The 5,283-nt window shown below is 43.5% G+C and carries 3 protein-coding genes; all 3 read right to left on the bottom strand.

Going from position 1 to position 5,283, the window contains the following annotated elements; genetic code table 11:
- Window positions 1-158 precede the first annotated feature (158 nt).
- On the bottom strand, window positions 159-344 hold the full coding sequence (locus LKK83_RS00920) for a hypothetical protein (protein ID WP_324628846.1): 186 nt from the start codon (window positions 342-344) through the stop codon (window positions 159-161).
- A gap of 147 nt (window positions 345-491) precedes the next feature.
- Window positions 492-917, bottom strand: a complete 426-nt coding sequence (locus LKK83_RS00915) for a zeta toxin family protein (RefSeq protein ID WP_324628845.1) — start codon at window positions 915-917, stop codon at window positions 492-494.
- 48 nt (window positions 918-965) lie between these two features.
- Window positions 966-5,066, bottom strand: coding sequence for a DUF1156 domain-containing protein (locus LKK83_RS00910; protein WP_324628844.1), 4,101 nt, complete (start codon window positions 5,064-5,066; stop codon window positions 966-968).
- Window positions 5,067-5,283 lie beyond the last annotated feature (217 nt).

Raw genomic sequence — 5,283 nt, 5'->3', positions numbered from 1 at the left:
TTTAGCTATGAGGCGGGGGTTTAAACCCCCGCCGGATCTGAAATGCTTCTATGGTAACGTTTTCAGCCGGTTTCTAACCGGCTTTAGCTATGAGGCGGGGGTTTAAACCCCCGCCGGATCCTCGGGTGACAAAGGCTTACTGAGAATGGTGCAAGATATCAAGGTGAGGGCTTATCGAGATTTTTGATTTCATCCGCAGGAATGGTAACGACTTTACCGTCTTTGCAAATGCTAATTGATTGACCGAGTTTACGATGTTTTTCGATAGCATCGGCGACAGCTTTTTTAATTCCAGCATCGATTTTTTGATGCAACGGAGACAGGGCTAAATCCTCAGATTTCATCAATACCTCCAGTAAGTTGATTCCAAATTTTAGGTTCATAAACCATAGGCTTAGCCGTTTCACTCTTATGATAGGTAGCCACCACTTGAGAAATCACATCGGAATTATCGTAAACGATACAAGTGTCGCTTAACGGTAAATACAAATTTACAAAATTATTTCTTCCCCTCTCATGGCGACGGGGATGACGGGTTCCGGGATGTTATATCCTCCCGCCTCTACTCTGCGCCTTACCCGTGCGATCGCTAGTTCTGGAGTAGATAGCCAAAAATAAATTAAATTAATCGTATAACGTTGGCTTTTGCAGTTTCGTAAAAACCGGAGATAATTGCGAGAAGCGAGGGTAGTTTCAAACGCAAAATCAGCCCCGGCATTTGATAAAAGTGCTAACCGTTCCAGCATCAATCGTCCCGCTTGAATGGCAACGGATTCCGGATTAAATGGAGAGAGTCCCGCTGCAATTTCATCGGCGTTCACATATTCCACTACATTTAAAAAGTTCGGCAACAACTGCATTGCTGTTGTCGTTTTTCCCGATCCATTGCACCCGCCGATAACGTAAATTTCTGGCATAATAGCTAAGAGGGTTTGGAAACCAAACCCCTACATTTGTTCTAATCCTTACCCCAAATCCAACGTCAACTGTCCCCCTTCATCTTTCATCTCCAATTGTTCGTAAACAACCTTGGCTTTAATCTCATCCATCGATAACCACAAATTTAACAGCGCTTTCTCTTCCACCATCCGTTTTTTCTCATCCCCCAGACGGGGAATCACTTTTAACGCTACCTCGATCGCCCGCATGAAGGTATCGTTACTGGTGAGTCCGGTTGTTTTCATAAACTGCCGCACTTTTTGGATGTTTTCCTCCTCTTGATACAGGGCGATAACCGCGTGAAGTCCATCTACTAAATAGCGGCTGGAAAACTCTTGCGGGTTGGTGGAAAAGCCGCGTTTTTTCAGGCGTTGTTGTGGGGTGAGGAGTTTGCAAGTGCCACTGGCGGAATTTAACAATTTGTAAGTTTTGGTTAAATCGGTGACGTTGAAACCGCCGATCGCTAATGCTAATTGTCTCGCTTCATCGAAGGGGAATTCGCGGGCACTAAATGCATCCCAAGCCAGGAGATACCACTGGGTGAGGGGGTCAAATCCGGCGGTATCGGTTTGGACTAGCTTGCGAAAACGGTAATTTGCGATCGCTTTTCTGGCTTCGGCGAAGGCAACTTCGGGACGCACTTCCTCACCGCTGCTGTCGAGGATGGGATAGGAACGGCTGAAAACGTTGAGGGCGGGGCCAAATGCGCTTAAATAGAGGTCGATGCCTTTGATATCGTTGGCTTCAAATTCCGGGGCGCGTTGTTCCACTAAATTGGCGACATCGGGGCGCAAATCGTCCCACCACGCTTGTGCGGCGTTGGGGTCTCGTTTGCGACACACCAGCAATACCGTACTGGAAACAGAGTTTTTCTGCGCTTGGTGCAGGTTTTGCGGGTTTTCCGTACTCACCGCCCAGGATGCGGTAATCTCGAATCCGCTATCGATCAAGGATTTTGTGAGAACGTCCCACGCCCCGGATTCTTTATGGTTAAATTGCACTGTCATTACGCCATCGTCGCGGAGGACGCGGTAATATTCGGTGAATGCCAGTGCCATTTTCGCCTCGTAATCTTGGGCGGCGAGTTCGTCGGGGGATGCGCCCATATTGCGGAAGCGGGAGGGGTTGGCGACGGCTTCTCTATCTTTGTCGGTAAGTTCGGTTAGGAATAGTTCGGGGAATATGTCGCCTAGTGTGCGTTTTTGCCAACAGTTATGAACGCAACCTTGTGCAGTTACATAGTTGTGCGACACTGTAGTTAGGTTATAAACCTTGCCGTTATAAGATTTTCGTTGGATTTCGCGAATAGGAATCCATTGCCCTCGATCTGTCCAAATATTTAGATAGTTCCCTTGTTTCACTGTTGGAGTCGAACATTCTAAAATTTGCGCGAGTTTTTCTCTATATTTGCCCCAGACTTTTATCAAGAATCTGGGTTGGCTTTTGACCTGTCTTTCATGAAATTCACAAGTTCGATAGCGATCGTCAAAATATTGATGTGCAACAATTCCTAAACGTTGAAGAATAATTTTAATTTGACAAGCTAAAGTTGATGATATTGTTGTAAGTTGAAAAAAATTGTCTCCTGTTGAGCCATCACCATTCCAATATCCAACAATCAAACCTTTCAACAGGAATTCTGGAGCATCTAATAACCAGTTAGGAACTTTTTTTGAGTGCGAATTCTTTCCACATAGTTTTTCAAAAAATTCTGCTATGGGCTTGCAATAAAAATTCAAAACAATTGCTTTTTCTTTCACTCTATGCTGTAAATGCCCTTGACAAATAAATTTTTCTTTGAAGATTTTTATGATTTCGTCAACATATTGTTGTTCTGATTGGTTGAAAACAAATGTTATACGTCCTTCATCTCTCTTTCCTTGACGATTAAGGAGACTTCCTTCTGCTAAAAAATAGCCGATTACTTTCATTAAATCATAATCTACTTCTATCTGATTAGGAATGCAAAATTTTTGTGCGCCTTTTTCATTGTTAATCCGAACAACTCGAGTATAGGAAACTCCTAATTTTTGAGCAATTTCCTTGAGGGTCAAATATTCTTTTCCTAACTTTTGAAGTGCTTGTCTGATTTCTAAAATATCAGCAGATTTATTACCATAATAAAGCCAAGATTCGTCATGAGGATAATCTAAGAAATCGCTTAGGTGTATAGCTTGTTTAAAATTTTTCTCTATGGGAGAATAGGTAGGCATATAGATATAATCTCCCTTTTTTAATTCATTTGAATCAATCCATGAGCCTGTTAGTTCTCCTGCATTTTCTTTTGGTAAAGTCCAAACTTTATGACCGGGTGTAATGATGAGTTTTTGGTTATTATATGCAACTCGAATTTCAATGATGTCACCATTATAATTGCGATTGCCTACCTTTTGAACTTCAGTCCAGTTACCGTCAAGACTCAAAACGCGATCTGTTGTTGCAATGTCAGAGATAGGAATATAACCGCGTTGACTAATAATAGTAGAATCAGGAGTCAAACAATAAAAGAAGTCGGACAGTTCCGCATATTGGATCGTGGCATAATAAGGTGGATCGGTGACAATAGCATCGACAGAATTATCGGGAATGTGGAATAGGCTATCGGCAGATGCGGCATCGATTTGGATAGATTTTGGGTTGTATTCTTCGATTCCCGGTAAGCCAGTTGAGTGGGGCTTTGTGCCGAATAAGGCGCAAAGTTTAGAATAATCTGATGCAAAGACATTAGAACACCATTTCCATAATTCTCTGCTACCGTTTCTTTCGGGATAATTCCACATTAAGTTCAATGCGTGTTGAGAAGAAGCTCCTTCTGAGCCAGCCCTTGGAGAATTCCATCGACCTAATCTACAGTTTTCATCAACACATCTATCTAATACTAAAGCCAAATAAGTGCTAATTGCCTCTGCTTTATTGGGTTCATATTCAGCCTGTAATTTTGACTTTGCCTCGTTGATTATCTCTACATACGTTACAAGTGTTAGAAGCTGACGAGGGTTAAAATAATCTGAGTTTTTTATCAAACCATACGCCAAACATCTATCTGCATATCCGTCAAACCTATCTTCATCAGGAATTGATTGAATCCAATAAACATTTAAAGATTTAGATTTCAGACAATCATTAGTTTTATCAACGCCATCTAAATCAAGTTGATTTGAAGTTCTAAACTCTAAACTTCCTTCACCCTTTTTATAAGCCACAGCATAAAGTTGATGACCTAAACCTTCCTTTTGGGCTTGAGCCTTAATAGCATCATCTTCAATCACACTATTGCAATTTGGGCATTTCCCCACCCCTCGGCTAATTGTGTCGTAATCCTTTGGGTCGTAATCTCCATCCTCTGTTTTAATCGTTGTTCCCTTTCCCTTCCTCCCCTTAATCAACTCAAAATCAACCCGCTTTTCATCAGGATTCGGAATCGGTTTTACCGCATACCAATCACTTGTAACTTTCCTTGCTTTCCCTTTTCCTGCATAGTTACTCGTTTTACTTAACCACCAATTCGGACTCAAAGGCACAACCGACTCACAACTCGGACAAACCACCGTATGCGCCCAAAGATAGTTTTGTACCGTTTCCCCTTCCTGAGACGGGAAAAATTCTGCTAAGCGTTTTTCCGCTTCATCCCCAACCCACTGCACCCACTTATCAATATCCTGCTGCAAATCGGGGCCAAACTTGAGGGGATATTCCATCGCCGCCTTCATCGTCACCACCGCCACCGGATTGAGGTCAGAAGCCAACACATTCAACCCATACCGCGCCGCTTCAAACGGGATACTCCCACCCCCTGCAAAGGCATCTAATACCGTTGGGGTGCGTGTTCCCCAGACTTTTTCGCAATAGTCGTGAACCTTTTTAATCCGTACCGAAGACGGCGGCATTTTATAGAGTTTGATTTCTTTTCCCGGTTGCAATCCCAACAAATATTCAAACTCTTCCCCGGAAACATCTGCGGGTAATAAAGACGCCAACACGGAAGCGCGAGAAAAGGATAGCGGTTTGCGAGAATACCAGCGATGCAATCCTTTAAACGGATTGCCCCCATGTTCGTAATACACCTGCTGATTGAGCAGATTGACGGGCATGATTTTCTCGATAAACAGTTCGGGACGATTCGACATAGTGGGTTTGGGGGAATGGGTGTCCATTATCCGACTCTATCACAAAATGGGGGCAGTTGCAGCCGCCGGGGGTATCAATCATCGGTTAACAGCTCAAGTCACACCCGCCGGGGTATAAATCCCCCGTCTCATAGCTCAAAATCCGCCGGGGTATTTATCCCCCGTCTCATAGCTCAAGATCCGCCGGGGTATTTATCCCCCGTCTCATAGCTCAAGA

This window comes from Phormidium sp. CCY1219, assembly GCF_035615515.1.
Taxonomy (GTDB): Bacteria; Cyanobacteriota; Cyanobacteriia; order Cyanobacteriales; family Laspinemataceae; genus CCY1219.
This window is presented reverse-complemented; position numbering and strand designations above follow the sequence as displayed.

Excerpts from the sequence above, each read along its gene's own strand:
- LKK83_RS00920 (WP_324628846.1), bottom strand. The coding sequence starts at position 344 with ATGAAATCTGAGGATTTAGCCCTGTCTCCGTTGCATCAAAAAATCGAT.
- LKK83_RS00915 (WP_324628845.1), bottom strand. The coding sequence starts at position 917 with ATGCCAGAAATTTACGTTATCGGCGGGTGCAATGGATCGGGAAAAACG.
- LKK83_RS00910 (WP_324628844.1), bottom strand. The coding sequence starts at position 5,066 with ATGTCGAATCGTCCCGAACTGTTTATCGAGAAAATCATGCCCGTCAAT.